18 protein-coding genes are annotated in these 25,726 nt (G+C 72.6%); 12 read left to right on the top strand and 6 right to left on the bottom strand.

The window, feature by feature from the left end; translation table 11 throughout:
• Positions 1-26: 26 nt before the first annotated feature.
• Genes IDM40_RS12015 through IDM40_RS12005 form a run of 3 tightly spaced genes read left to right on the top strand, consistent with a single transcriptional unit; the run spans position 27 to position 3,333 of the window.
• Positions 27-1,283, top strand: coding sequence for a cytochrome P450 (locus IDM40_RS12015; RefSeq protein ID WP_193122056.1), 1,257 nt, complete (start codon positions 27-29; stop codon positions 1,281-1,283).
• Positions 1,280-2,410: an endo-1,4-beta-xylanase gene (locus IDM40_RS12010; protein WP_407939961.1), complete on the top strand. Its 1,131-nt coding sequence runs from the start codon at positions 1,280-1,282 to the stop codon at positions 2,408-2,410. Before IDM40_RS12015 ends, IDM40_RS12010 begins: the two co-directional genes overlap by 4 nt.
• Complete coding sequence (locus IDM40_RS12005) at positions 2,407-3,333, top strand: aminoglycoside phosphotransferase family protein (protein ID WP_193122055.1); 927 nt, start codon at positions 2,407-2,409, stop codon at positions 3,331-3,333. Before IDM40_RS12010 ends, IDM40_RS12005 begins: the two co-directional genes overlap by 4 nt.
• 239 nt (positions 3,334-3,572) lie before the next feature.
• Here IDM40_RS12005 and IDM40_RS12000 read toward each other — a convergent pair whose 3' ends face one another.
• Together IDM40_RS12000 and IDM40_RS11995 are read right to left on the bottom strand one after the other, a co-directional pair.
• Positions 3,573-4,274 (bottom strand): pentapeptide repeat-containing protein, encoded by a 702-nt coding sequence (locus tag IDM40_RS12000; RefSeq protein ID WP_193122054.1) that lies wholly within the window; start codon positions 4,272-4,274, stop codon positions 3,573-3,575.
• Between the two features lie 50 nt (positions 4,275-4,324).
• The gene (locus IDM40_RS11995) at positions 4,325-5,899 is read right to left on the bottom strand and encodes a PucR family transcriptional regulator (RefSeq protein ID WP_193122053.1); all 1,575 of its coding nucleotides are present in this window, start codon (positions 5,897-5,899) and stop codon (positions 4,325-4,327) included.
• A gap of 220 nt (positions 5,900-6,119) precedes the next feature.
• Here IDM40_RS11995 and IDM40_RS11990 point away from each other — a divergent pair, with 220 nt between their 5' ends.
• From IDM40_RS11990 to IDM40_RS11965, 6 genes are all read left to right on the top strand, one after another.
• Positions 6,120-6,980, top strand: a complete 861-nt coding sequence (locus tag IDM40_RS11990; protein ID WP_193122052.1) for an FAD binding domain-containing protein — start codon at positions 6,120-6,122, stop codon at positions 6,978-6,980.
• Positions 6,980-7,498, top strand: a complete 519-nt coding sequence (locus IDM40_RS11985; RefSeq protein WP_193122051.1) for a (2Fe-2S)-binding protein — start codon at positions 6,980-6,982, stop codon at positions 7,496-7,498. Before IDM40_RS11990 ends, IDM40_RS11985 begins: the two co-directional genes overlap by 1 nt.
• Positions 7,495-8,853 (top strand): 8-oxoguanine deaminase, encoded by a 1,359-nt coding sequence (locus tag IDM40_RS11980; RefSeq protein WP_193122050.1) that lies wholly within the window; start codon positions 7,495-7,497, stop codon positions 8,851-8,853. The genes IDM40_RS11985 and IDM40_RS11980 overlap by 4 nt, the downstream gene beginning before the upstream one ends.
• Positions 8,853-11,282 carry a xanthine dehydrogenase family protein molybdopterin-binding subunit gene (locus tag IDM40_RS11975; RefSeq protein WP_193122049.1) on the top strand — a complete coding sequence of 810 codons (2,430 nt, stop codon included), beginning with the start codon at positions 8,853-8,855 and terminating at the stop codon, positions 11,280-11,282. Before IDM40_RS11980 ends, IDM40_RS11975 begins: the two co-directional genes overlap by 1 nt.
• Before the next feature lie 180 nt (positions 11,283-11,462).
• A complete protein-coding gene (locus IDM40_RS11970; RefSeq protein ID WP_193122048.1) occupies positions 11,463-12,893 on the top strand; it encodes an NCS2 family permease in 1,431 nt (476 codons plus the stop codon).
• A 309-nt stretch (positions 12,894-13,202) separates the two neighbouring features.
• A complete protein-coding gene (locus IDM40_RS11965; RefSeq protein WP_193122047.1) occupies positions 13,203-15,398 on the top strand; it encodes a serine/threonine-protein kinase in 2,196 nt (731 codons plus the stop codon).
• 27 nt (positions 15,399-15,425) lie between these two features.
• Here the strand turns inward: IDM40_RS11965 and dctA are convergent, their stop codons facing one another.
• Positions 15,426-16,829: a C4-dicarboxylate transporter DctA gene (gene dctA, locus IDM40_RS11960; RefSeq protein ID WP_193122046.1), complete on the bottom strand. Its 1,404-nt coding sequence runs from the start codon at positions 16,827-16,829 to the stop codon at positions 15,426-15,428.
• Between the two features lie 205 nt (positions 16,830-17,034).
• Between dctA and IDM40_RS11955 the strand changes: the two genes are divergently transcribed.
• Both IDM40_RS11955 and IDM40_RS11950 read left to right on the top strand, forming a co-directional pair.
• Positions 17,035-19,662: a molybdopterin-dependent oxidoreductase gene (locus tag IDM40_RS11955; protein WP_193122045.1), complete on the top strand. Its 2,628-nt coding sequence runs from the start codon at positions 17,035-17,037 to the stop codon at positions 19,660-19,662.
• 17 nt (positions 19,663-19,679) lie between these two features.
• On the top strand, positions 19,680-20,624 hold the full coding sequence (locus IDM40_RS11950; protein ID WP_193122198.1) for an FAD binding domain-containing protein: 945 nt from the start codon (positions 19,680-19,682) through the stop codon (positions 20,622-20,624).
• 88 nt (positions 20,625-20,712) lie between these two features.
• Here the strand turns inward: IDM40_RS11950 and IDM40_RS11945 are convergent, their stop codons facing one another.
• Positions 20,713-21,693, bottom strand: a complete 981-nt coding sequence (locus tag IDM40_RS11945) for a D-alanine--D-alanine ligase family protein (protein WP_216630693.1) — start codon at positions 21,691-21,693, stop codon at positions 20,713-20,715.
• 28 nt (positions 21,694-21,721) lie between these two features.
• Positions 21,722-23,044: an aminotransferase-like domain-containing protein gene (locus tag IDM40_RS11940; protein ID WP_193122044.1), complete on the bottom strand. Its 1,323-nt coding sequence runs from the start codon at positions 23,042-23,044 to the stop codon at positions 21,722-21,724.
• 389 nt (positions 23,045-23,433) lie between these two features.
• Between IDM40_RS11940 and IDM40_RS11935 the strand changes: the two genes are divergently transcribed.
• The gene (locus tag IDM40_RS11935; RefSeq protein WP_193122043.1) at positions 23,434-24,066 is read left to right on the top strand and encodes a hypothetical protein; all 633 of its coding nucleotides are present in this window, start codon (positions 23,434-23,436) and stop codon (positions 24,064-24,066) included.
• Positions 24,067-24,338: 272 nt separating this feature from the next.
• On the opposite strand, the gene IDM40_RS11930 is transcribed toward IDM40_RS11935, so the two are convergent.
• Positions 24,339-25,646, bottom strand: a complete 1,308-nt coding sequence (locus IDM40_RS11930; protein WP_193122042.1) for a GAF domain-containing protein — start codon at positions 25,644-25,646, stop codon at positions 24,339-24,341.
• Between the last annotated feature and the right edge of the window lie 80 nt (positions 25,647-25,726).

Genomic DNA, 25,726 nt, shown 5'->3' with positions numbered 1-25,726 from the left:
CGGGGGCATCACGGGAAGGACCTGGCATGAACCTCCTCGAAGGCTTGCGGATCGACGCACAGCTGCGTCTGGCACACACGTTCTCCTGGGTCTGGGCGCAACGGGGCGACCACGCCGGCCGGTTGCTGCACTGGCCCTGGCAGCACACCCCGTATCCGACCTACGCGCGCCTGCGTGCGCAGGGGCCGGTGGTCTCCAGCCCCGTGGGGTTCGAGGCCGCCACGACCCGGGCGTCGGTGGGCGAGGTGTTGCGCGGCGCCGAGTTCGGGGTGGAACCGCCGCAGGGGTCGGGGCTGCACGAGCGGTTCGACGTGGTGGACCTGTCCTTCCTGCTGCGGGACCCGCCCGACCACACGCGGCTGCGGCGGGTTGCGCGGCCGGCGTTCGCACCCCGGATGATCCGCACCTACCGGGACTCGGTCGAGCAGGTGTGCGGTGAGCTCCTGGACCGGGCGCTGGAGCGGGGCCGGTTCGACCTGATGCACGACTTCGCGCAGCCGTTCCCGATCCGGGTGATCGCACGCCTGTTGGGGGTACCCGCGTCCGACCAGGCCCGTTTCGTGGAGATCGGCAACACGATCGGATCGTCGTTGGACGGGGCGCGCTCGGCCCGCCACCTGGCGCGGATCCGGAAGGCCTCCGCCGAGTTGGACCAGCTCTTCGACCGGTTGCTGGCCGAGCGCCGGGCCCAGCCGCGCGAGGACGTGCTCTCCTCGCTGGCGGCCGCCGTCGACGAGGGGCAGGTCAAGGGCGACGAGGTGGGTGCGATGTGCCGGTTGCTGCTGGTGGCCGGGTTCGAGACAACGGTGAACCTGATCGGTAACGGGGTGATGGCGCTGTTGCGCAACCCCGAGCAGTGGCGGGCGCTCGTCGATGATCCCGCGCTGGCCCCGGCCGCCGTGGAGGAGGTGCTGCGCTACGACTCCCCGGTGCAGACCACGGGCCGGTGGGTGCACCGCGACACCGAGGTCCAGGGGGTGCCGTTGCGGCGCGGGTCGCAGGTGATCTGCCTGCTGGGATCGGCCAACCGGGATCCGGAGCACTTCACCGATCCGGACCGTTTCGATGTGCGGCGCGACAACGCCGGCGAGCACCTGTCCTTCTCCTCGGGTGCGCACTACTGCCTGGGGGCACCGTTGGCCCGGTTGGAGGGTGAGGTGGCGTTGCGGGCGCTGGCCGAACGGGCGCCGGACCTGGCGCCCGCGGCGATGCCGAAGCGGCGCCGCACGCTGGTGCTGCGCGGGCTGTCGGACTTCCCGGTGCGGACGGGGGCGGGCCGGTGACGCAGGATCGGGACGCCCGGAAGGCGGCGCTGTGGCGCCGTGCGGGCCTGTCGGCGGTGGCCGTGGGTGTGGTGGTGCTGGTGGTGGCCGCTGCGCTGGCGTTGGTGCCGTGGTCGCCCGAGGAGGAGGGTGACCACGCCGACGGGGACCTGCGCGAGCTCGCCGACTCCCACGGCTTGGACCTGGGGGTGGCGGCGGCGGTCGACCCGCTGGTCGAGGACCGCACGTACCAGCAGGTGGTCTCGGGCAACTACACGTCGATGACGGCCGAGAACACGATGAAGTGGTCGCTGGTCCAGCCCGAGCGCGGCGAGTTCGACTTCGAGGGCCCGGACGCGTTGGTGGACTTCGCCGACGAGCACGGGATGTCGATGCGCGGGCACACGTTGATGTGGCACAACCAGCTGCCGGAGTGGTTGGAGGAGGGCGACTGGGAGGAAGAGGAGCTGCGCGAGGTGGTGCAGGAGCACGCCGAGGCGCTGCTGGGGCGTTACCAGGGCCGGATGGAGTCCTGGGACGTGATCAACGAGCCCTTCGAGGACGACGGTCCGGAGCTGCGGGAGAACCTGTGGCTGGAGGTGTTCGGCGAGGACTACATCGCCGATGCGCTGTGGACGGCCAACGCGGTGGACCCGGAGGCCAAGCTCTACATCAACGAGTTCAACGTCGAGGGCGGCGGTGACAAGTCCGATGCGCTGTACGAGTTGGCCTCGGACCTGGTGGAGCGGGACGTGCCACTGCACGGGATCGGTTTCCAGAGCCATTTCGTTCACGGGCAGGTGCCCGAGGACCTGGTGGAGCAGATGGAGCGCTTCACCGACCTGGGCCTCGAGGTGACCATCTCCGAGCTGGACGTGCGGATCCCCGATCCGGCGGGCGAGGAGGAGATCCAGGCCCAGGGCGAGGAGTACCGGCGGGTGGTCGAGGCCTGCCTGGAGGTGGCGCGCTGCCCGGGTGTGACGGTCTGGGGTGTGGCCGACCACCACTCGTGGGTGCCCGAGTGGTTCCCGGGCACGACGGACGCGTTGCCCTTCGACGAGGACTACGTGCCCAAGCCCGCGCGCAGCGGGATGGTCGACGCGCTGAGCCGCCATCGGGAGGCGCGCCGGCGCGGGGCCGCGCGGTGAGTCCGAGCCCCTCCCCCGAGGTGCGGGTCCCTGCGGCCCTGGACGCCCACCTGCGCCGACACGCGGGGGCGTCCTGGGCCGACGGGCTCGCGGAGCTGACCTCCGCCCGGCTGCGGGTGTGGGGGCTCCGGGTGCGGGGGCCGGTCCTGCACGGGATGGTCGCGCTCGTGGTTCCGGTGTGGTTGCCGGGCGGGGGCCGGGCGGTGTTGAAGATGCAGCCGCTGGACGCCGAGACGGCGGGTGAACCGGTGGCGTTGCGGGCCTGGGACGGCCGGGGCGCGGTGCGGTTGCTCGACGACGACCCGGGCACGGGTGCGCTGCTGTTGGAGGCGCTGGATCCGGAGCGGAACCTGGAACGGGTGGACCTGGATGCCGCGCTGGAGCGTGTGGGCGGGTTGCTGGCGCGCCTGCACGCGGTCCCGGCCCCTGCGGGGATACGGGGTCTGGGCGAGGAGGCGCGGGACCTGGCCGGGCGGGCCGATCATCTGTCCCGGACGATGGGAGCGGAGTCGGGGCGGGCCCGGTTGGTGGGGCTGGCGGCGCGGGCGCGGGAGGTCTCGGCCGAGCCGGGTGGGGCGTTGCTCCACTGGGACCTGCACTTCGCGAACGTGTTGGCGCCGTTGCCGGGGGCCGAGCGCGAGCCGTGGGTGGCCATCGACCCCAAGCCCCTGGCCGGGGACGGGGGGTTCGACCTGTGGCCGTGCCTGCACAACCGGTGGGAGGAGGCGGTGGCCACCGGGGATCCGGGCCGGGAGGCACGCCGGCGCATGGAGCTGTTGGCCGAGGCGGCCGGTCTGGAGCGGGACCGGGCGCGGGCGTGGACGCTGGTGCGGGTGTTGCAGGAGTGTGTGTGGGCGCTGGAGGACGGCGGGCACGGCCTGCCGCCGGTGCCGGTGGCGGTCGCCGAGGCGTTGGGGGCCTGAGGGGCCTCTCCCCCGCCGCGACGGCGAACTGCCGTTACCGGTCCCTGGTTGCGCCGCTCGTCGTGCCACGTCACGTCCCTGGTTCACCGGCCCGGTGGCGACTGCGCGGGACGCTCTTGTGTGTTGGGGTCATGCGCTCTCCCGCCCCGGAGTGGGCGGCTGCGATGGAACAGCTCGGCCACCTTGACGGTGTAGATCCCCTTGCGGGAATCCGAGTGCCCGGCGCACCGGGCCCGGGCTCAGGTGACCACGGTCAGACCGATCCCCGCCAGGATGGTGCCGGCCTGGGCGGGGGTGATGCTCGCGCCGCGCAGCGCCCCGGCCTCGGTGAGGGTGGGCTCCCCCAGGTCCGCCCCGCGCAGGTCGGCGCCGGTGAAGTCGGCCGCGACCCAGGTGGCCCCGCGCAGACGCGAGTCGCTCCACACGGTCTGGCGCAGGTCGGCGGCGGACAGGTCGGCCTCGTCCAGGCGCAGCCCTTCCAGGGTCTGTCCGCGCAACGACAGCCCCTTGCAGCGGGCGAGCATGAGGTTGCACTGGGAGAAGGTGTGGCCGATCCCCCGCAGGCCGGTCAGGTTGGCGCCGGTCATACGGCATCCGGTGAAGGCGGTGTCGGTGAGCAGGGCGCCCTGGAAGTGCGTGTTGGCCAGGTCCACGCGTTCGAAGCGGGCGTCGGTGCAGTCGCTGTGGGAGAACGCGGCCCCGGCGGCGCTGCCCCCGGTGAAGCGGGCACCCTCCAGCACGGCGCGTTCGAGGCGGGCCCCGTCCAGGCGGCAGTCGGCGAAGGTGGCGCCGGCCAGGTCGGTACCGCGCAGGTCGGCCTCGGAGAGGTCGCAGCCGGTCAGGACGAGGGGTTCGGGCGCGGCGCCGGCCAGCACCTGGCGCAGGTCGGCCCCGCTCAGATCGGTTCCGGTGTGGTGCGCGGTGGCGGGATCGAAGTTCATGGCCGGTGACCCTACGCCGGGGCCACGACAGTCCGCGGCCGGGGCGCCGCCTACTCGCGGAGTTTGAGGGCGAGGAAGAGGTCGACGCGGTGTTCGAGGCTGCTCAGGTCGCGTCCGGTGATCTCCTCGATACGGCCGATGCGGTAGCGCAGGGTGTTGACGTGCACGTGCATGGCGGCGGCGCAGCGCTGCCAGGACCCGGAGTGGTCGAGGAAGCGCTGGAGGGTGTCGACGAGCTCGGAGCGGTGGTCGCGGTCGTACGCCAGCAGCGGGCCCAGCAGGCGGTCGCGGTAGGAGGACTGGACCTCCTCGGGGACCGAGGCGAGCAGGAGTTCGTGGGAGTCGATCTCCGCGCCGGCGATCACACGCGAGCGTCCGCCGCGCAGTTCGGCCAGGCGGCGGGCGTGGCGGGCCTCGACGGCGGCGCCGCGCAGCTCGGCCACGCCTCGGGCGGCGGAGCTGAGCCCCACGGCCAGGCGGTGGTCGAGCAGTCCGCCCTCCAGCACGCGTGCGCGGTGGACCAGATCGGCGCGGATGCGGTCGGCGCGTTCGCGGGCGGCCCCGCCGGTCTCGGTGACCGGCACGACGGCCAGGGCGTCGTGGTCGCCGGTGACGACGGTCCCGGGGTAGGTGGCGACCAGTTCGGTGAGCACGCGCCGGGCCAGGTCGGGCACGCGGGGTTCGGGCAGCATGGCGGCGCTGACGACGACGTGTCCGGTCTCGTGGTCGGCGTCGGTGGGGCCCACGCCCTGCATGAGGGCGGTGACCTCGTCGAAGCGCTGGGCGGCCAGCAGGCGGGGCAGGCCCTCCAGGTGGCGGGCCTGGGTGAGGGCGTGTTCGTCGCTGCGGCTGCGGCCCAGGACGGCCATGGAGGTGAGTTCGGCGACCGCCTCGTGCCGTTCGGTGTCCCAGTCGGTCTGGTCTCCGGCGCACACCAGGAGCCAGGTGGCCAGGGGGTGGGAGTCCTTGCTCTGCACGGGCCAGACGGTGACCGTGGTGTGGTCGGGGTCGGACAGGTGGGTGGTGTGGGGGAAGGCCGACCAGGTCAGGGCACGTGCGGCCAGGTCGTCGGCCTCCTGGGGGGCCAGGGGTGCGCCGGAGGAGGCCACGGGGCGACCGGTGGAGGAGACCACCCAGGCACGCAGCCCGGCCTGGGTGGCGGCGTCGGCGAAGGCGGAGGGGAAGTCGGCGCCGGCGGCCAGGTCGTCCATGAGGCGGCGGTGGCGGTCGCGGGTCTCGGCGATGGTGGTGAAACGGTGCTGTGTCAGCGAGCGCAGGACCTCTTCGGTGACGGCGCCGAACGAGGTGTCGGTGGGCACCTCCACCAGGGGGACGTCGTGTCTCTGACAGGCGGCGACCAGGTCGGACGGGACCTCGCCCAGGGCGGTTCCGGCGCCCACGGCCACGGCCCCGGCCTCCACGACCGAGGACACGAAGGTCTCGGAGTCCTCGGGCGTGTGGTGCCACATCATCCCGGTGAGGACGAACTCCCCGCCGCGCAGGTAGCGAGCGGGTTCGAGCAGGTCGGTGGTGTAGGCCCACCGGATGGTGCGGTGGGCGTGCTCGGCGCCTGTCAGAAAGCGCAGACGCAGCTGTTTGACGGCGATCAGTTCGCTGATCTGCATGGACATCCTCTGGGGCTCCGGGGGTGCTGTGGCGGGCTTTCGGTCGTTTGTAGGAAACGACCAACTGTAGCGCGTGGTTCCGAAACCTCTTCATGTCATCACGTGCTGGTTGGCGCACCCGGCACGGTGATGTACTCCACAGACGGGCATCGGTGAGCGGTGCCCGGAACCGATCTCGTGCGTCGACGCTGACGGCGCACCGGCAACGACGAGGACGAGCATGGAATTCCTGAGCCCCTCCACTGTGGAGGAGGCGCTCGAGGCCAAGCACGCCCATCCGGACGGGGTGCCCATCATGGGCGGAACCGATGTGATGGTGGAGCTGAACTTCGACAAGCGGCGCCCCCCGGCCCTGATCGATCTGTCGCGTGTGGCGGAACTGTCCGAGTGGGGCCCCGACGACGGGCGCATCCGACTGGGCGCGGGGGTGTCCTACACCCGCATCGTGGAGGGGCTGGGCGCGGGGGCTCCCGCCCTGGCCAAGGCGGCGCGCACGGTGGCCTCCCCGCAGATCCGCAACCGGGGCACGGTGGGCGGGAACCTGGGCGGGGCCTCCCCCGCCGGCGACACGCACCCGGCGCTGCTGGCCACCGACGCGGTGGTCGAGCTGGCCTCGGTGCGGGGCCGGCGCAAGGTTCCGGCCCGGGAGTTCTACCTGTCGTTGCGGGAGACGGCCTGCCGTTCCGACGAGCTGATCACGGCCGTGCTGCTGCCCGAACCGACGGGGCCGCAGCAGTTCGCCAAGATCGGGACGCGCAACGCGATGGTCATCGCCGTGACCTCGTTCTCCCTGGCCCTGGACCGGGAGCGCCGCGCGGTGGGCACCGGGTTGGGTGCGGCCGCGCCCACGCCGGTACGGGCCGAGACGGCCGAGGAGTTCCTGGCCGAGGAGTTCGACTGGGAGGGCGGGTCGAGCCCGTCGGAGGCCGTGGTGCGCCGCTTCGGTGACCTGGTGGCCTCGGCGGCCCGCCCCATCGACGACCAGCGGGGCAGCGCGGCCTACAGGAAGCACGCCCTGTCCGTGATGGCGCGGCGTGCGCTGAGCTGGTCGGTCACCGAATACCGGAAGGGAGCCGCATGATGCGCGTGTCGTTCGAGGTCAACGGCGAGAAGGTCAGCGCCGACAACGTCTGGCCGGGTGAGAGCCTGCTGTACGTGCTGCGTGAGCGGCTGGGTCTGCCCGGCAGCAAGAACGCGTGCGAGCAGGGCGAGTGCGGTTCCTGCACCGTCTACTTCGACGGTGAGACCGCGTGTTCGTGCATGATCGCGGCCGGCCAGGCCGAGGGGCGCCGCGTGGGCACCGTCGAGGGTCTGGCCGAGGGCCGGGGCAAGGGCGCCGACGAGCGGCCGCTGGGTGCGGTGCAGGAGGCGTTCGTGGAGGCCGGCGCGGTCCAGTGCGGTTTCTGCACTCCGGGTCTGCTGGTGCAGACCGACGACCTGTTGGAGCGCACGGTCGGTGCGGGCGAGGGTGCGCCCGACGACGCGCAGATCCGTGAGGCGCTGGCGGGCAACCTGTGCCGGTGCACGGGTTACGAGAAGATCATCGACGCGGTGCACCTGGCGGCCGAGCGCCGCGCCGGGGCCGGGAGCGGTTCATGAGCGGGTCGGTGGTCGTCGAGGGCGCCCATGTGGTCACGGTCGCGGGCGAGGAGTTCGCCGGCGGGCACGTGATGGTCGAGGACGGGCGTGTGGCCTCGGTGGGGCCGGGGCCGGCCCCCTGGGTTCCCGAGGGCGCCGAGCGGGTGGACGGGCGCGGTTGCCTGTTGACGCCGGGCCTGGTCAACACCCACCACCACCTGTACCAGTGGGCGACGCAGGGGTTGTTCGCCGACGGCACGCTCTTCGAGTGGTTGACGGGTTCGTACCGGATGTGGGCGGGTCTGGACGCGGCGGTGGCCGCGCAGACCACGTCGGCGGGGTTGGCCCACCTGGCGCTGTCGGGGTGCTCGACGGTGTCGGACCACCACTACGTGTATCCGTCGGGCCGCGGTGACCTGGTGGCCGCACAGGTGGAGTCCGCCCTGGAGGTGGGGGTGCGCCTGGACCTGGCACGCGGGTCGATGGACCGCGGCCAGAGCCAGGGCGGTCTGCCCCCGGACGAGGTGGTGGAGTCCACCGAGGGTGCGTTGGAGGCCACGGCGGCGGCGATCGACGCCCACCACGACGCCTCCTTCGACTCCATGACGCGCCTGGCGGTGGCGCCGTGCTCGCCGTTCTCGGTCTCGCGGGAGCTGATGGTGCGCGGCGCGGAGCTGGCCCGGGACAAGGGGGTGCGTATGCACACCCACCTGGCCGAGACGCTGGACGAGCAGGAGCAGTGCCTGGCCGAGTTCGGCTGCACCCCGGTGGAGTACGCCGAGTCGTTGGGCTGGTTGGGCGAGGACGTGTGGTTCGCGCACGCGGTGCACCTGTCCGACGGCGCGATCAAGACGTTCGCGAGGACGGGCACCGGCGTCGCGCACTGCCCGACCTCCAACGGGCGCCTGGGCGCGGGCATCTGCCGGGTCCCCGAGCTGTTGGAGGCCGGTGCCCCGGTGGGGCTGGGCGTGGACGGCCCGGCCTCGAGCGAGATGAGCACGATGGCCGGCGAGATGCACCAGGCGGTGCTGATGGCACGGGCCCGCATGGGGCCCACGGCGTTGAGCGCGCGCCGGGCGCTGGAACTGGCGACCGCGGGCGGGGCCCGGGTGCTGGGGCGCCAGGAGGAACTGGGCACGGTCGAGGTCGGCAAGGTCGCCGACCTGGCGTTGTGGCGTGTGGACGGGTTCGGTCACGACGTGATCGACGACCCGGTGGTGGGGCTGGTCTTCGGCAGCCCGCCGCCGGTGGAGCGCCTCTGGGTCGGCGGCCGCACGGTCGTGGACCGGGGCGAGTTGCGCACGGTGTCCGCGGACAAGGCCGCGGCCCGCGGGCGGGCGGCCCATCGGGCTCTGACCAAGGAGGTGAGCCGCTGATGGCGGCGACGACACGGGTGACGGATCTGTCGAGCACGACCCGGGACGGGGTGGGCACGAGCCCGCGGCGCCCGGACGGGACGCTGAAGGTGACCGGTGAGTTCGCCTACTCGTCGGACATGTGGATGGAGGACATGCTGTGGGGCGCGAGCCTGCGCAGTCCGCATCCGCACGCGCGGATCCTGGGCATCGACATCACCGAGGCGTTGAAGGTCGCCGGTGTGCAGGCGGTGCTCACGCACGAGGACGTTCCGGGTGAGAAGCGGTACGGGCTCGAGTACCAGGACCAGCCGGTGCTGGCCTTCGACAAGGTGCGTTACAAGGGTGAGCCGGTGGCCGTGGTGGCGGCCGACCACCCGGAGACGGCGCGCCGGGCGATGGAGCGCATCCGGGTGGACTACGAGGTCCTGGAGCCGGTGAGCGACTCGCGGCAGGCGGCGATGGACCCGGACTGCCCGCTGGTGCACGAGCCGCACGAGCTCCCCCACCACCCCGAGTACAACCCGCGGGGCAACCGGCTGCGGTACCAGCCGATCCGCACGGGTGAGTTCTCCGGGACGGCGGGTTCGGCCGAGCGCGAGAACGGGGTCCTGGAGCGGTTGCGTGCCGAGGCGGCGGCCGTGGTCACCACCGAGTACGAGGTGGGGATGCAGGACCAGGCGTTCCTCGGGCCGGAGTCGGGTCTGGCGGTCCCGGCCGAGGACGGCGGTGTGGACCTGTACGTGGCCACGCAGTGGTTGCACGTGGACCAGCGCCAGATCGCCCCGGCGCTGGGCCTGGACCAGGAGCAGGTGCGGCTGACACTGGCGGGTGTGGGCGGTGCCTTCGGGGCCCGCGAGGACCTGTCGATGCAGATCCACGCGTGCATGCTGGCGCTGCACACGGGCAAGCCGGTCAAGTTCGTCTACAACCGCGAGGAGTCCTTCTACGGGCACGTGCACCGGCACCCGGCCAAGATGCGCTACGAGCACGGTGCCACGGCCGACGGGCGCCTGCTCTACGCCGCGGGCGAGGTGATCGTGGACGGGGGTGCCTACGCGTCGGCGACCCCGGCGGTGGTGGGTGTGGCCTCCTCGCTGGGGCTGGGCCCCTACGAGATCCCCAACGCGCTGATGGACGCCTACGGGGTGTACACGACCAACCCGCCGTGCGGTGCGATGCGCGGCTTCGGCGCGGTGCAGGCGTGTTTCGCCTACGAGTCGCAGATGGACAAGCTCGCGGCGGAGCTGGGGCTGCACCCGGTGGAGATCCGGGTGCGCAACGCGATGTCGCAGGGCTCGAAGGTCATCACGGGGCAGGAGATCGACATGCCCCTGCCGATGGCGGAGATGCTGGAGCGGTGCCGGGACCTGCCGATGCCGCCCGAGCGTGCGCAGCTGTCGGACCCCTCCGACCAGCGCACACTGCCCGGCGGTGTGGCCGGCACGACGCGCGGCGAAGGCGTGGTGCGCGGTGTGGGTTACGGCGTCGGGTTGAAGAACCTGTGTTTCTCCGAGGGCTTCGACGACTACTCCACGGCGCGGGTGCGCATGGAGGTCGTGGGCGGCGAGCCGGTGGTGCTGGTGCACACCGCGGCCGCCGAGGTCGGCCAGGGCCTGGTGACGGTCAAGGGGCAGATCGCCCGCACCGAGCTGGGTGTGGAGAAGGTGGTGATCGCCCCCTCGGACACGCAGGTGGGGTCGGCCGGTTCCTCCTCGGCCTCGCGCCAGTCGTACATGACCGGCGGCGCGGTGAAGGTCGCGTGTGCGTCGGTGCGCGACGAGGTCTTCTCGCTGGCGCGCAGCAAGGGACTGGTGCCCGACGGGATCGAGGACACCGACCTGTCGCTCTCTGGCGGCAAGGTGGTCTCGGCCACGGCCGGGGCGCTGGTGGCGCTGCCGGACCTGTTGGGCGAGGCGGCCGAGGGCGGTGCGGTGGTCGAGCACACGCGCGAGTTCCACCACCGGCCCACGGAGATGCTCGACCCGGAGCTGGGCCAGGGTGACTCACACACGCAGTTCGGGATGTGTGTGCACCGGGCCGTGGTGGACGTGGACGTGGATCTGGGGCTGGTCAAGGTCGTGGCCCTGGACGCGGTCCAGGACGTCGGCAAGGTGATGCACCCCCAGCAGTTGGCCGGCCAGATCCAGGGCGGGTCGACGCAGGGTCTGGGGCTGGCGTTGATGGAGGAGGTCCAGGTCGAGGCCAGTGAGATCCGCAACCCCTCCTTCACCGATTACCTGATCCCCACGATCCTGGACACCCCGCCGATGCGCATCGACGTGCTGGAGCGGCCCGACCCGCACGCGCCCTACGGGCTGCGGGGCGCGGGTGAGCCGCCGACGCTGTCGTCCACGCCGGCGATCGTGGCGGCGGTGCGGGACGCGACGGGGCGCCCGCTCACGCACGCCCCGGTCCGTCCCGAGGACATCGTCGGCATCGAGGTGTAGCAGGCCGCACGCACGGGCGGTGCCCGGGGATCCCGTGGCACCGCCCGTGATCGTTTAACGTTGGCGGGTTCCCCCCTACGAAGGGGCGTGCGCGCCGTCGCTGCACACACCCTCATGTGCTACTCAGAGTAGTTCTGCAATTGCATTCAGTAGTTTTTCCGGTTCCCCCGAGGAGTGGACATGAGTACAGAGCAAGAGGCGGGCGGCGCGTCTGCACCACCGAGACCGGGCGGCATCGACCGCTTCTTCCGCATCACCGAACGCGGCTCCACGATGGGGCGCGAGGTGCGCGGCGGGCTGACCACGTTCATGGCGATGGCCTACATCATCGTGCTGAACCCGATCATCCTGAGCGGCGTACCCGACGCCAACGGCGACTTCCTCTCCCAGGCCCAGCTGACCACCATGACGGCCCTGGCCGCGGGCCTGGTCACGATCATGATGGGCGTTGTGGGCCGCGCCCCCATCGCCTGCGCCGCGGCGCTTGGTGTGATGGCCGTGGTCGCCTACCAGGCGGCGCCGGTGATGAGCTGGCCCGAGGTGATGGGCCTGGTGGTCTGGCAGGGCGTGGCGATCGTCCTGATGGTCGTCACCGGGATCCGCACGGCGGTGATGAACGCGCTCCCCCACCAGCTCAAGCTGGCCATCGGCGTGGGCATCGGCATGTTCGTGGCCCTGATCGGCCTGGACAACGCCGGGTTCGTCAGCGCCGGCGAGGGCACCCTGCTGCAGATCGGCCCCGCCGACGGCGACGGGAACCTGGTGGGGTGGCCGCTGCTGGTCTTCGTCCTGGGTCTGGTCCTGGCCGGGGTGATGCTGGCCCGGGGGGTCTCGGGCGCGATCTTCTACAGCATCGTGGCCGCCACCGTGGTGGCCGTGGGCGTGCACTACGCCGCCGGCCTGAGCGAGGAGGACTGGGGCGGGGGCGTGCCGAGCCTGCCCGAGAGCATCATCTCCTGGCCCGACTTCGGACTGCTCTTCCAGGTGGACCTGTTCGGGGCCTGGAGCTCGGCCGGGGTCACCACCGCCGGGGTCATCCTGTTCACGCTGGTGCTGGCCGGGTTCTTCGACGCGGTCGGCACGATCCTGGCCGTGGGCAGCAAGGCCGGCCTGACCGGTTCGGACGGGCACATGCCCCGCACCAACCAGATCCTGGCCACCGACGGGACCGGCGCGGTCGTGGGCGGCCTGACCAGCTCCTCGGCCACGCTGGTGTTCGTGGAGTCCACCGCCGGTGTGAGCGAGGGCGCCCGTTCGGGTCTGGCCAGCGTGGTCACCGGGACGCTGTTCCTGGCGGCGCTGCTGTTCTCGCCGCTGTTCACCATGGTTCCGTCCCAGGCGGCCTCGGTGGCCATGGTCATGGTGGGCGCGCTGATGATGACCCAGGTCGGCCAGATCGACTGGTCGGACCCGGCGATCGCGGTGTCGGGGTTCCTGACGATCGTGATGATGCCCTTCGCCTTCGACATCGCCAGCGGGATCGGGATCGGCATCATCGCCTACACGGTGCTGCGCTCGGCCCAGGGGCGCCCGGAGGAGGTGGGGTGGCTCATGTGGATCCTCACCCTCGTGTTCACCTTCCATTTCTCCATGCACGCAATGGGATTGTGACCGGGAACTGACCGGAAACGGCCAAGGGCCGGTGATGACCGAAGAAATACGGTCATCACCGGCCCTTCGTGCGAACGCCGTGAATAGGACTGTTGTCCATATCGGCCGACAATATGCCCTGCTCGTGCAACAACAAGCGAACGAAGATCGCCGATTCACCCTTCCCGGCGTGCGAACCACGTCCAGGCTGGTCTCATCAGAACAGAGCGACCCCTCCCACACGGTCACCGGTTCGATGCACGCGGGCCGGGAAACCGCCACCGTGCTGGGTAGGTCTGGGAGTACACCCCCGAGCGGCGAAGGGCGAACATGCGGCCGAAGATCAGCGAGATCGGCGGATTCCGACTGGTCCGGGAGATCGGACGCGGAGGTTTCGGTTCGGTCCATCTCGGTGAACGCGAGGACGGTCGGCGCGCCGCGGTCAAACTCCTGCACACCACCCCGGCCACCGACCCCCATTTCTTCACGCTCTTCGCCCGCGAGGTGGACGCGGCCCGCAAGGTGAACCCCTTCTGCATCGCACAGGTGCTGGACGCCGACCCCCACGCCGAACAGCCCTGGATCGCGGTGGAGTACATCGACGGGCCGAGCCTGTCCACCGAGATCCGGGAACAGGGGCCGCGTTCGGGCGCCTCGCTGCAACGCCTGGCGGTGGCGACCGCGACCGCGCTGACCGCCATCCACGCCGCCGGGATCGTGCACCGCGACCTCAAGCCCAGCAACATCATGATCGGGCCGGACGGGCCGCGGGTGATCGACTTCGGGATCGCGCGGGCCTTCGAGGAGGCCACCGCCTTCACCGCGAGCGGGATCCTGGGCACCCCGCACTACATGGCACCCGAGCAGTTGGAGTCCGACACCAAGCTCACCCCCGCCCTGGACGTCTACTCCTGGGGCGCGGTCATGGTCTTCGCCGCGGCCGGGCGCCCGGTCTTCGAGGCCACCCGGCAGAGCGCGCTGATCAAGGCGATCCTGTGCGACGTGCCCGACTGCTCGGTGCTGGAGGAACCGCTGCGCACGGTGGTCGCCCGCTGCCTGCGCAAGGACCCCGCACGCCGGCCCACCGCACGCGAGCTCATCGACCTGCTCACCGTGGACCCGCCCGATCCCGAGACCCAGGGCGGGGACGAGGACGGGGGCGATCCGACCGCGACCGAGCCGCTGCCGACCGTGCCCGCGCCCCGCCCCTCCCCCGGTGAGCGCACGCCGGCCGACCACACCCCGGGCGGGCACACGCCCCACGAGCACACACCCGCGGAGTACACGCCGAACGGGACCGCGTCCCCGGAGCACACCCCGGCCGAGGTGACCCCGACCCCGCCCGGGCGCCGTCCCAGCCACCCGACCGGGGCGCTGCTGTTCGCCGGGCGCTACCACAGCACCCCCGGCGACCTGGCCGAGACGATGCAGCGGCGCTGGGTGGACGCGCGCCAGCAGTTCACCGACCACGCCGAGCGGCTGGCGTTGGCCTCCTGGCTCAAGGAGGAGCACCCCTCGGCGGCGGTCGACACCGAGCTCCTGCGCCGCCCTCCCCTGGACGCCGACCTGGCCGTGGCCCGGTTCGTGGCGCAGGCGCGGCCCGACCTGCCGCCGGTCTTCCGCGGGTGGGAGATGAGCCTGCCGGCGATGGCGGCGCGGGCCCGCAGCGGGTCGGCACCGGTGGCGGCCCGGGCCGACGTGGAGGTCATGCGGGTCATGGCCGACCACCACTGTGTGGAGGCCGAGCACACCTGTTCGGGCGGGCGGTGCTCCGGGTACCGCACGCTGGTGGGCGACCTGTGGGAATCGCTGACCGCGGCGGGGCAGTCGGCGGCCAACCACAACCTGTGGCTGGCCGCCTTCGACGAGCTCGTGGAGGAACCCCAGAGGGTGGACCTGACCGGTGCCCCGGCCACGGACTGGGTGCTGACGGTGCTGTTGGCCCCCGACCGTGCGCGTTCCCAGGTGGAGCGGGCGGTGGAGCGCGTGCCGCGGGCCTGGCGCCACCTGGTCCCGCACGGGCACCGCGACACCGCGCGCGCGGCCGCGGCCGGCATGGGGTTCGTGACGGTCACGGTGTGCGGGGTCCTGGAGCGGTTGGCCTCGTGCGAGGAGCGCCTGCGTGACCGGCTGCAGGAGTGGGAGGCCCATCACCGCCGGTTCGGTGTGCACGTGGCCGCGGGGATCCTGGCGAGCGCGGCGTCGGTGGGGTTGTGCCTGGCGCTGGTGCCCACGGCGGGGACCACGGCGCGGGTGGTGCTGTACGTGCTGGTGTGCCTGTTGCCGCTGTGGGTGTACCTGGCGTACTGGGGGATGCACCGGGGCCGGGTGGGTGTGCGCCGGCCGCCGTGGATGGAGCTGGGCCGGTGGCGTCCGGGGTACACGCGGGCGTTCCGCGCCGAGGGTGAGCGTTTCCACCGCGAGCTGACGGCGCTGGTGCGGGCGCGGGGCCGGGCCGACACCCACCCGTTCGTCGTGCACGCCTCGGACGTGGGCCCGCTGACGCCGCGTCCGCAGCCGGCCTGACCCGCGGCCGGGTGCGGACGGGTCCGGTCAGTCCCGGGAACGGGGCGGGGCGTCGGTCCCCGCGGCCGGTTCCGCAACCTCGCCGTCCCCGGTCCCTTCGGCCCGGTCGGCGGGTGGCTCGGCCCCGGCCTCCTCCTGGGGGACCTCCTTGCGGTCCAGGACGGCGCGCATGCGCTCGGTGTCGAGCTGGCCCTCCCAGCGGGCGATGACGAAGGTCGCGACGCAGTTGCCGAGCAGGTTGATGGAGACCCGCATGCTGTCCATGATCCGGTCCGCGCCCAGCAGCAGCGCCACGCCCGCGGCGGGGAAGGCGCCCACGGCGGTGGCGGTGGCCGACAGGGCGAGGAAGGCCGAGCCCGGGACGCCGGCCATGCCCTTGGAGGTCAGCAGCAGCACGAGCATCATCATGAGCTGGTCGGCCACGGTCAGGTCCGCTCCGAAGGCCTGCGCGAGGAAGAGGGCGGCGATGGGCAGGTAGATCGCGGCGCCGTCGAGGTTGAAGGAGTACCCGGTCGGCACGACCAGCCCGGTGGTCGCCTTGGAGCAGCCGGCGTTGTTGAGCTTCTGCATGATGCGGGGCATCACGGCCTCGGAGGAGGCCGCACCGACGGCGAGGACGAACTCCTCCTTGGTGTAGCGCAGGAACTTGAACAGGTTGACCCCGGCCAGGGTGCGGGCGATGACGACCAGGACGAAGAAGAAGACCAGCGCTGCGGCGTAACACGCGAAGATGAGCATGCCGAAGCTCTGGAGCGAGGAGAGGCCGTAGGCGCCGATGACGAAGGCCATGGCGCCCAGGGCACCCAGCGGCGCCACGCGCATGATCCACCCGATGCAGGTGAAGATGACCTCGGTGAAGCGCTCCACGAGATCGAGCACGAGTTTGCCGCGTTCGCCCATCTTGGTCAGGGCCAGGGCGGTGAAGACGGCGAAGAAGAGCACCTGGAGCAGCTCGTTCTCCGCGAAGGCCCCGACGACGCTCTCGGGGATCACGTCGAGGAAGAACTCGGCGATACCGGGGATCTCCTCTCCCCCGGTCGCCTCGTCCAGCGCCGCGGTATCCAGGTCGGCCGTGTCGACGTCGAACCCGTCGCCGGGGCGAAGGACGTTGGCCACGACCATCCCGTAGAAGAGGGCGAAGGCGGTGACGGCCTGGAAGTAGACCAGGGCCTTGACGCCGATCCTGCCGACCGACCCCATGTCGCCGACCTTGGCGATCCCGGTGACGATCACGCAGAAGATCAGGGGCGCGATCAGCATCTTGATGAGGCGGATGAAGCCGTCCCCGAGCGGGCGCAGACTCTCGCCGAACGAGGGCCACAGGTGGCCGATGGCGACACCGACCGCGACGGCGACGAGGACCTGGAAGAGGAGGGAGTGGTAGAAGCGGGGGCGGCGATCGGGGGGTTTGTTGCCGGAGCGGACGGCCATGGGTTCTCCCGCACGTCAGGGGGTTTTGGAATCCTGTTTCCTCATAGCGAAAACAGTCTTCCGCAGATTAGTGCACCACGTCACACCCGACAATGGGGTCAGATGATCCGACCTTCGGGCCGGTCGCAGGAAGTGCGTTGACAGCGAGCACGCGGCGCTTCTATGTTGACGGTGTCCACATCACCCCTGCCCCGAGGACCTCCCCATGGACACCGATGTCAACGGGCGGCGCTGCCCGGTGCCCGAATCCGGCACGGCCGCCGAGCACCTGCGCGAAGGACTGGGCCTGACCGGGGCCAAGGTGGCCTGCGGATCGGGGGTCTGCGGCGCCTGCACCGTCCTGGTCGACGGCTCCCCCACCGCCTCCTGCCTCCTCCCGGCCGACCGCCTGGCCGGACGCACGGTCACCACCGTCGAGGGCCTGGGAGGCGACCATCCCGTGCAGCGCGCCTTCGCCGGTCACGACGCGATGCAGTGCGGTTTCTGCACCCCCGGGTTCGTGGTCGCGGCGGCCGCCTTCACCGACCGGTGGCGCGCCGAGCACGGCGACGTGCCCGCGGGCCGGGCGGAGATCGCCGAGGCGCTCAGCGGCCACCTGTGCCGCTGCGGGGCCTACGAAGGCATCTTCTCCGCGGTCGCGGCCGCCTGCGCCGGGGAGTACGACGGCGAGGAACAGCCCGCTCCCCCGCGCCCGGACGCCCCGGACAAGGCCGCGGGCCGGGCACGGTTCACCACCGACCTGGGCGGCACCGACACGTGGGAGGGCGTGATCGTGCGCTCCACCGAGCCGCACGCCCGGGTCCTGAAGGTCGCCGCCGGCCGGGCCCGCACCGAGCCGGGCGCCGGAGGGCCGGATGAACCCGTCATGGTGCCGCTCGCGGTGCCGGACGGTGTGGTGCGCTACGTGGGCCAGCCCGTGGCGGCGGTGGCCGCGCCCACCGCCGAGGCGGCGCACCGCGCGGCCGGCCAGGTGCAGGTGGACTACGACCCCCTGCCGGCGGTGATCGGCTCCGAGGAGGCCCGGCGGCCCGGTGCCCCGCAGCTCTACCCCACCGCCGAGGAGCGCGACGGCGCCCCGGCCTACGGTGAGGCGCCCACCCCGCCGGCGCCCTGGAACGGCAACGTGCGCGGGCCCGGCGTGGTGAGTCGGCGCGGTGCCACGGCCGTGGACCGCCTGCGCCGCGCGCACCGCACCGAGGACCCGCTGCTGGTGGCCCAGGAGTACACCACCGCCGCGCAGGTGCACTCGGCACTGGAGCCGCATGCCGCGCTGGCCCGGTGGGAACAGGACGGTTCCCTGTCGCTGGAGGTCTCCACCCAGACGGTGCGCAAGGTGGTCGCCAAGGCCGCGGCGCACTGGGGGTTGGAGCCCGCCCAGGTGCACGTGCGCGCGGGCCACGTGGGCGGCGGGTTCGGCGCCAAGCAGGGGTTGACCACCGATGTCCTGGCCGCCGGGGAGCTGGCCCGGGTCGCCGGGACCGCGGTGCGGGTGCGCCTGAGCCGGTCCGAGGAGCTGATCGACGGCGGCCACCGCCCCGGGACCCGCACGAAGGTGGCGCTGTTGGCCGACCGGCGGGGCCGGCTGCGGGCGATGGCGGTGGACTCCGAGGGCGACGGCGGGGTCTCGGTGGGCTCCAACGTGGCGGCGCTGGGTGCGCTGATGTACGGCAAGACACCGCGCCGGTTGCGCGACTTCGACGTGGTCACCAACCGTCCGCCGGGCGCCCCGATGCGGGCTCCGGGCGGCCCGCCGCTGGCCTGGGCGTTGGAGCAGGCGGTCGACACCATGGCCGAACGCCTGCGGGAGGATCCGTTGACGCTTCGGCGGCGCTGGGACGGAAACCCCAAGCGCCGGGCCTTGTACCGGACGGTGGCCGACCTGCCGCTGTGGCGCGACCGTCCCCGCGGGGCGCGCACCGGCCGGTTCCGGCGCGGGGTGGGGTTGGCCGCCTCCACCTGGATGTACATGCTGGCCCCGCAGGCCCGGGTGGAGTTGCGGGTGGTCGACGGTGCGGTGGTGGCGCGTTCGGCCACCCAGGACATCGGCACCGGCATCCGCGGTGTCGTGGGCAGCACGGTCGCCGACCGGTTGGGGGCGCCGGCCGCGTGGGTGCACGTGGAGATCGGTGACAGCGACGCGGTGCACGGCACGGGCGCGTTCGGCAGCCGTTCGACGCCGTCGATGGGCCCTGCTGCGGCCCAGGCCGCCGACCGGTTGCGCGCGGCCCTGCGCGAGCGGGTCCCCGAGCTCCCGGCGTCCGGCCCGGTGGACGAGCACACGCTGAAGGAGGCGTTGACCGCCGCCGAGGGCGTGAGCGTGGTGGGTGAGCGACGCACCGACCGGTGGGGGCAGCTCACCCCGAGCATGGCCGAGGACCTGGCGGTCGGCCGCGGGCTCAGCGGAGCGGTGCACGTGATGGAGGTGGAGGTCGACACCCTGCTGGGGCGGGTGCGGCCCACCCGCTGCTGGGCAGGGCTGGGTGTGGGCCGGGTCTACTCCGAGCGCATGGCCCGCAACCAGGTCGAGGGCGCCGTGGTCCAGGGCGTGGGCTACGCGCTGTTCGAGGAGCGCCGCCACGACCCGGTGACGGGGACGGTGCTCAGCGACGACCTGGAGGACTACCGTCTGCCCGGCCCGGGTGACGTTCCCGAGACCCGGGTGCACTTCCACCAGGAGGGTTTCGAACACGTTCCGGGCTCCGGTGTGGGCCTGGGCGAGGTGTGCGCGGTCGGGGTGGCCGCGGCCGTGGGCAACGCCGTGCACGATGCGACCGGATGGCGTCCGCACGCCCTGCCGGTGCGTCCCGACCGACTTCTGGAGGGGTTGCGTTGATCCTTCGACCCGTGGATGTGGACGAGGCCCTGGCCCACCTGGGCACGGGCGCCCTGGCCAGGGCCGGGCACACCGGTGCGGCGCCGCCGGAGCCCCCGGCCGGCGCCGACGTGGTCGACCTGACCGGGGTGGACGGGTTGCACGGTGTGCATCCCGGACCGGAGGGGTCGGTGCGTGTGGGTGCTGCCACGACCGTGGCCGAGCTGGCCGCCGATCCGGGACTGGCCCGTTCCCACCCGGCGCTGGTGCGCACGGCCGGGGCGTTGGCCACCCCGGAGGTGCGGGCGAGCGCGACGGTGGGAGGCAACCTGCTGCAGCGCAACCGGTGCTCCTACCTGCGCAACCCGGCGTTCTCGTGCCTGCAGGACGGCGGGCACGGGTGTCCTGCGCGCGGGGGCGACCACGCGCGCGGGGTGGTGATGGACTCCGGCGGGTGCGTGGAGCCGCATCCTTCGTCGTTGGCGGTGGCGTTGCTGGCTCAGGAGGCGCAGGTGGAGCTGGCCTGTGCCGAGGGGCGGCGCCGGGTGGAGGCACACGAGCTCTTCGCCCCCGACGGAGGGGCCGGGGACCATGTGCTGGCCCCCTCGGAACTGGTGGTCGCGGTGCACCTTCCGGGCCCGTTCGCGGGTGAGCGGGTCGGGCACCTGCGGGCCGCCTCGCGCTCGCACGCGGAGTGGCCGCTGGTGGAGGCGGTGGCCCGCCTGGACGTGGCCGGCGGCACCGTCGAACGGGCCCGGATCGCGGTGGGCGCCGTCGCGCGCGAACCGCTGCGATTGCCCCAGGTGGAGAAGGCCCTCGTCGGCAGCCGGACCGAGCAGGGCATCGGTGAGGGTGTCGAGCGGGCCGTCGCACAGGTGCAGCAGGGGTGCACCCCGCTGCCGCTGACCGGGTACAAGGTGGCCTTGCTCGGTGCAGCGGTCCGTGGTGTCATCGAGGAGGCCCTGGCCGACCCGGGCCGATGACACGGGCCCGGGGTCGACGGGGCGGCGACGGTCGGGTGGGCCGCCGTGGCGTGGCGGCCGACCCGACCCGTGTTGTCGCGGGGCGTTCTCAGGAACGCGAGAGCGCCTGCTGGGCCAGCTCGCGGCACAGCAGGGCGAAGTCCGCTCCGGCCGCGGAGGCGGCCATCGGGAAGGTGGAGGTCTCGGTCAGCCCGGGGGCGACGTTGGTCTCCAGGAAGACGACCTCGCCGTCGGGGCGCACGATGAGGTCGGTGCGGGAGAAGTCCCGCAGGCCCAGGGTGCGGTGGGCGGTGAGGGCGACCTCGGAGGCGGCCTCCAGCACCTGCCCGTCCAGGCGGGAGGGGCAGAAGAACTCGGTGCGCCCGGCGGTGTAGCGGGCGGCGTAGTCGTAGACCCCGCCGTCGGGCACGATCTCCACGGCCGGGAGCGCCTCGGGGCCCTGGCCGGTGTCGAGCACACCCACGGCCAGTTCGGTGCCCTGGACCTGCTCCTCGATGAGGGCGGCGTCGCTGTAGGCGAAGCAGGAGACCAGGGCGGCCGAGAGGTCCTGGGCAGAGCCCACGGGTGCTGCGCCGAAGGCCGAGCCGCCGCGGTCGGGCTTGACGAACAGGGGCAGCCCGAGCCGGTCGGCCAGGCGGTCCAGCAGTGCGGGGGCGCCCAGGTCGTGGAAGAGCGACTTGGGCAGGGTGGCCCCGCGTGCCACGCTCACGCCCTGCTCGGCGAGCAGGGTCTTGGCGGTGGGCTTGGAGTAGGCCAGGCGGCAGGCCTGGGGTCGGGCGCCGACGTAGGGCACCCCGGCCAGTTCCAGGACCTCGCGGATGGCGCCGTCCTCGCCGGCCGAGCCGTGCAGGACGGGGAAGACGACCTGGGGCGGGTCCTGGGCCAGGCGGTCCAGGAGCCCGGAGTCGACGTCGGTGACCTGGACCTCCACGTCCAGGCGGCGCAGGGCCTCGGCGACGCTGCGCCCCGAGTGCAGGCTCACCTCGTGTTCGGGGGACAGTCCTCCGGCGAGGACGAGAACCCGGCTCAGGTCGGCCACGGCGGGGACCTCTTTCTGTGCTGCTGTCATGGTGCTGGGTGCCCTTGCAGAAAGGGGATCAGGGCAGGTCGGGGGCGGGTGCGTGGCTGCCCTCGGCCGACGGGGTGAGAGTGGAGCCGAAGGTATCACGCAGGTCGAGCTCGCCCTCGATGGCTCCGACGAGGCGGCGCACGCCCTCCCGGATCTGCTCGGGTGTGGGATAGCAGAAGCTCAGGCGCATGGAGGAGCGGCCGCGGCCGTCGGCGTAGAAGCCGGTTCCGGGCACGTAGGCCACACGTTCGGTGACCGCGCGCGGGAGCATGGCCTTGGCGTCGATGCCCTCGGGCAGGGTCGCCCAGACGAAGAAGCCGCCCTCGGGTTCGGTCCAGGTGCAGCCCTCGGGCATGAGCGCGGACAGCGACGAGAGCATGGCGTCGCGGCGTTCGCCGTACATGGCGTTGAAGGTCTTGATCTGCTCGCGCCAGGGGAAGGTGTCGAGGTAGCGCCTGACCACGAGCTGGTTGAACGTGGAGTGGCTGAGCATCGCGGACTCGGCGGCCAGCACGAGTTTGGCGCGGACGGCGGCCGGGGCCAGGGCCCATCCGATGCGCAGGCCGGGCGAGAGGGTCTTGGACAGCGATCCCAGGTAGATGACGTTGCCGTGGCCCATGGAGTACAGGGTGGGCTGGGCCTCGCCGTCGTAGCGCAGCAGTCCGTAGGGGTTGTCCTCGATCACGAGCACGTCGTGGCGCTCGCAGACCTCCATGACGGCGGCGCGGCGCTCGGCGGTCATGGTGATGCCGGCCGGGTTCTGGAAGTTCGGGATCGTGTAGAAGAACTTGACGGTGCGCCCTTCGCGCGCGGCGCGGGTGAGGGCCTCGTCGAGCTCTTGCGCGTCGACGCCGCCGTCGTCCATGGACACGTGGCGGATGTCGGCCTGGAAGGCGGCGAAGGTGTTGATCGCGGTGACGTAGGTGGGCGCCTCGGTCAGCACGATGTCGCCCGGGTCGACGAAGACGCGGGTGATGAGGTCGAGGGCCTGTTGGGAGCCGACGGTGACGATGACGTCGTCGGCGGCGGCGTCGATGCCCTCGAGGGTCATGTAGTCGCAGATCTGCTCGCGAAGGACGGGGTCGCCCTGGGCGGAGCCGTACTGCAGGGCGGCGGTGCCCTCCTCGGAGACGACGTCCTTGACCAGGTCGCCGATCTGTTCCAGGGGCAGGGCGGCGACGTTGGGCATGCCGCCGGCCAGGGAGACGATCTCGGGGCGCGAGGCGACGGCGAAGAGTGCCCTGACCTCCGATGCGACCATGCCCTGTGCTCGGTGTGCGTACCGGCCCACGTGCGGGTCGATGCGCGAACCCTGTTGGCCGGGCTGCTGCTCTCGGTGGTCAGCGGACACGATCCACCTCCGAAGGAAGGACGGTCTGTGGGGCCGTCGCGGTTGGGGCCGACTGGCCGGGGTCGGCGTTGACACCCGGTGAGACGCCCGCCGCGGGGCCGTGGTTCACCCGGTGCCCGTGTGGGTGGTGGGCACGGGGTGAACGGTGTGCTTGCAGGTATGGGCCGTGCGTGGAAAACACGGTCCGGTAAATGCGATCGAGTCTAGGGCATCGGCTGGTCTACCCGTGCCCCCGCGTTCCCATACGGCATGACCAGAACATGAGCCACTTTTCACCCTTTTCCCCCGAGTCGGACATATTGCGCAATGCGCTGATCGGCGAGATTGGGCCCCGAGGGTGCGCGTGCCCGCCGGGCAGCGCCCCACAGCGATCACCCGGGAGGAACGTCATGGGAGTGCGCTCGACCGCCGTCACGGCACCGCTGGCCGCGACCCTGCTGTGTGGTGCCCTGGTCTCGTGCTCGAACGGCCAGGACGAGGCCGACGAGGCGATGGCCGAACTGGAGAAGGCCGCCGGGAACCTGTCCGCCACGGCCCTGCGTCCCGCCGCCGAACGCGCCTTCGCCCGCAACGGCCATCCCCTGCCCGAGGGGCTGGTGTGCTCGACCCAGGCGCCGGGTGCACCTTCCCCCTCCGATGCGCCCGAGGAGGAGGAAGGTACCGAGGCGCGCGCCGAGGGCCCCGGCGTGGCGGCTCCGACCTTCACCGCCGCGCCCGATCTGGGTCCGACCTTCACCGCGGCCCCCGACCAGGAGGCCGACGAAGAGGCGGAGGGTTACCTCATGGTGGTCTGCACCGGCGACACCGAGGACGGTGACGAGGCCTCCTTCGAGGCGATGCTGCCGCGCCAGGCGCTGGCCGCACGGGACGAGGGCGACGACGCCCTGCCCGGGGAGTTCACCGGCCGCGTGGGCGAGGAGGAGGTCTTCACCATGGACTGCCTGCAGTGCGCGCCCGAGGCCGAGGCGCAGGACGAGGGTGAGACCGAGGACGAGGCTCAGGACGAGGAAGCGGAGACCTGACGGCCGCGCCCGCCGCCACGGCACGGACATCGGGAGCCCGGAGGCCTGGCCTCCGGGCTCCCCCGCGCGCGGGACGCACCGGGTCGACCCCGGGGGCACCGCGTGCACGGGTGCGCGGCGCTTCGTCCCTCCCACGGACCCCCCTCATGGTCCGGTCGGGCACGCACCCGTCCCGTCGACGGGACCGGCTCGGAATCCGGCCCCGCCCGGGCCGCGCACCCACAGTCCAACGCACCTGCACGCCCACAGCAACGGTTGCAGCGGGTTGCCGGTCAGTAGCCCGTTGTCATTCCGGCGGGCGTCTCGGCACGGCCCTCCCGCATGTCGAGCACCGCGGGCGCCGTCGAACCGGGCAGCAGCCCCTCCGGTGTGCCGGGCGCGTGCACTCGCACGCGCACCGCGTCGCTGAACCGGTAGGGGCGGCTCTCGATGATGCCGCCGAGCTGGCGGCGCACGCGCGAGAGCTCGGCGCGCACGGTGACCACATGGTCGGGCGAACCGAAGAGGTCCTGGGAGAGCTGACGGGCCGTGCGTCCGCCGCGGTGCACGGCCAGCAGCAACAGCATCTCGGCGTGGCGCGGGGAGGGCCGGTGGGTCCATTCGCCGCTGTCGCCTGCCACCGAGACCGAGGGTTCGGGGCCCGAGAGGTCCACGGTGACGGAGGTGGGCGTGCGCTCCCCGCTGGGTCTGGGACGCACCAGCCACCCGCCGGGCAGCGGCTCCAGGGAGCACTCCCCCAGGGAGGGAAGCCAGGCCCCGGTGCCGCCGCGGTGGCGGGGCAGCAGGATCCGGCGGACCGGTTCCATGTGCACGGCCGCGGCGGTCCAGCCGGACTCGTCCACGACCAGGGCGGGTTCGTTGAGGCCGGCGCGCAGGGGTGCGGCCACCGAGCGCAGGCGTTCCAGGTGGGTGTGGTGGATGCTCTGCAGGTGGGCCTCGGCCAGGCGGGCGACGGTGTGGACCAGGGCGAGGGTGGAGGGGTGCACGGTCGAGACGGGGCCGGTGACGTCGACGGCGCCGAGCAGGCGTCCGTCCCGGGGGTCGTGCACGGGGGCGCACGCGCAGGTGAGGGTGTGCAGATTGCGGACGTAGTGCTCGGCCGAGTAGATCTGCACCGGCCTGCCCACGGCCAGGGCGGTGCCGATGGCGTTGGTGCCGGTGCTGGCCTCGTTCCAGAAGGCACCCTCGACGAGCCCGACGCGGTCGCCCACCGACCGCACCCGGTGGGAGCCGTCGCGCCACAGGATCTGCCCGGCGGCGTCGGTCACGAGCATGATGTGGTCGGCCTGGTCGGCGACCGGCACCAGGGCCCGGCGGATCAGCGGCAGGACCTCGGCGATGGGTGAGGCGGTGCGGTCGCGGTGGAGCTCGTCCAGGCGTGCGGTGCGCGGGGGCGGACCGCTGTCGGGGTCGATGCCCAGGCGGCGCACGCGGGCCCAGGAGTCCTCCACGACCGGCCGCAGCGAGGCCGGGGTGGGCCGTCCGCTCAGGGCCGCGTCGTGCACACGGCGCAGGAGCCGTGCGTGTTCGCGGGCGTCGACACCCGCCGGCAGAGCCGTGTCCAAGGAGGGTATAGACATGGGTCCCCTGACCTCACCTTCGCTGTGGATACACCAGTGTCGTACGTCGTGGCCGCGGCGGGCGACCGAACCGGCACGGA

Origin of the sequence: Nocardiopsis coralli (genome assembly GCF_014892575.1) — a bacterium.
Classification (GTDB): domain Bacteria; phylum Actinomycetota; class Actinomycetes; order Streptosporangiales; family Streptosporangiaceae; genus Nocardiopsis; species Nocardiopsis coralli.
Note: the sequence above shows the minus strand (reverse complement) of the source record. Positions and strands in the feature narration are given on the sequence as shown.

Bases quoted from the DNA above. Each gene is read 5' to 3' on its own strand.
- IDM40_RS12015 (WP_193122056.1), top strand. From the start codon at position 27: ATGAACCTCCTCGAAGGCTTGCGGATCGACGCACAGCTGCGTCTGGCA.
- IDM40_RS12000 (WP_193122054.1), bottom strand. From the start codon at position 4,274: ATGAACTTCGATCCCGCCACCGCGCACCACACCGGAACCGATCTGAGC.
- IDM40_RS11995 (WP_193122053.1), bottom strand. From the start codon at position 5,899: ATGCAGATCAGCGAACTGATCGCCGTCAAACAGCTGCGTCTGCGCTTT.
- IDM40_RS11990 (WP_193122052.1), top strand. From the start codon at position 6,120: ATGGAATTCCTGAGCCCCTCCACTGTGGAGGAGGCGCTCGAGGCCAAG.
- IDM40_RS11985 (WP_193122051.1), top strand. From the start codon at position 6,980: ATGCGCGTGTCGTTCGAGGTCAACGGCGAGAAGGTCAGCGCCGACAAC.
- IDM40_RS11980 (WP_193122050.1), top strand. From the start codon at position 7,495: ATGAGCGGGTCGGTGGTCGTCGAGGGCGCCCATGTGGTCACGGTCGCG.
- IDM40_RS11975 (WP_193122049.1), top strand. From the start codon at position 8,853: ATGGCGGCGACGACACGGGTGACGGATCTGTCGAGCACGACCCGGGAC.
- IDM40_RS11970 (WP_193122048.1), top strand. From the start codon at position 11,463: ATGAGTACAGAGCAAGAGGCGGGCGGCGCGTCTGCACCACCGAGACCG.
- IDM40_RS11965 (WP_193122047.1), top strand. From the start codon at position 13,203: ATGCGGCCGAAGATCAGCGAGATCGGCGGATTCCGACTGGTCCGGGAG.
- dctA (WP_193122046.1), bottom strand. From the start codon at position 16,829: ATGGCCGTCCGCTCCGGCAACAAACCCCCCGATCGCCGCCCCCGCTTC.
- IDM40_RS11955 (WP_193122045.1), top strand. From the start codon at position 17,035: ATGGACACCGATGTCAACGGGCGGCGCTGCCCGGTGCCCGAATCCGGC.
- IDM40_RS11945 (WP_216630693.1), bottom strand. From the start codon at position 21,693: ATGACAGCAGCACAGAAAGAGGTCCCCGCCGTGGCCGACCTGAGCCGG.
- IDM40_RS11935 (WP_193122043.1), top strand. From the start codon at position 23,434: ATGGGAGTGCGCTCGACCGCCGTCACGGCACCGCTGGCCGCGACCCTG.
- IDM40_RS11930 (WP_193122042.1), bottom strand. From the start codon at position 25,646: ATGTCTATACCCTCCTTGGACACGGCTCTGCCGGCGGGTGTCGACGCC.